The 891-nt window shown below is 64.3% G+C and carries 1 protein-coding gene and 1 pseudogene; both read right to left on the bottom strand.

The window, feature by feature from the left end:
* Positions 1-174, bottom strand: a pseudogene (locus tag IG62_RS45900) (ketol-acid reductoisomerase); the annotation flags it as partial.
* Positions 175-212: 38 nt separating this feature from the next.
* On the bottom strand, positions 213-737 hold the full coding sequence (gene ilvN, locus IG62_RS0140925) for an acetolactate synthase small subunit (RefSeq protein WP_030816356.1): 525 nt from the start codon (positions 735-737) through the stop codon (positions 213-215).
* Positions 738-891: the final 154 nt, after the last annotated feature.

Raw genomic sequence — 891 nt, 5'->3', positions numbered from 1 at the left:
CTCGGCCTTGGCCTTGGACTTGGAGCCCTCGTGCAGACCGACGCGCACGTCGACGCCCGAGTCGCGCAGGGACAGCGCGTGGGCGTGGCCCTGGCTTCCATAGCCGATCACCGCGACCTTGCGGTTCTGGATGATGGACAGGTCGGCGTCGTCGTCGTAGAACAGCTCGGCCACTTCGGGTCTCTCCTTGGTTTCACACATAAGGTGACGGATCAGGCCGCCCGCTGCAGGCGCCGTACCGGATGTTGGGTAAGGGATTGCTGACCGCGTCCAATGGCGATCGTGCCGGACTGCACCAGCTCCTTGATGCCGAACGGCTCTAGCATCTTGAGCATGGCTTCCAGCTTGTCACTGCTGCTGGCGGCTTCGATGGTGACGCTCTCCGGCGAGACGTCCACGGTCTTAGCGCGGAAGAGCTGGACGATCTCGACGATCTGCGAGCGCGTCTCGTTGTCCGCACGGACCTTCACCAGGGCCAGCTCGCGGTGGATGGCCGAGGTCGGCGCTAGCTCGACGATCTTCAGGACGTTGACCAGCTTGCCGATCTGTTTGGTGACCTGCTCCAAAACATCGTGCTGGGCGTCCACGACGAGAGTGATGCGGCTTATGTCGGCATGCTCGGTGCTTCCTTCAGCAACCGAGTCGATGTTGAAGCCGCGGCGCGAGAACAGCGCAGCGATCCTCGCCAGGATGCCGGGGGTGTTCTCCACCAGGACCGACAGGGTGTGCTTGGGCATGACTGTGCCTCCTCTTCAGCTCTCGTTGTTGTCGCCGAAGTCGGGGCGCACGCCCCGGGCGGCCATGACCTCGTCGTTGGAGGTGCCGGCGGCGACCATCGGCCACACCTGGGCGTCCTCGTGGACGATGAAGTCGATCACGACCGGGCGGTCG

The sequence above is a fragment of the Streptomyces sp. NRRL S-337 genome, from assembly GCF_000720175.1.
Taxonomy (GTDB): domain Bacteria; phylum Actinomycetota; class Actinomycetes; order Streptomycetales; family Streptomycetaceae; genus Streptomyces; species Streptomyces siderophoricus.
This window is presented reverse-complemented; position numbering and strand designations above follow the sequence as displayed.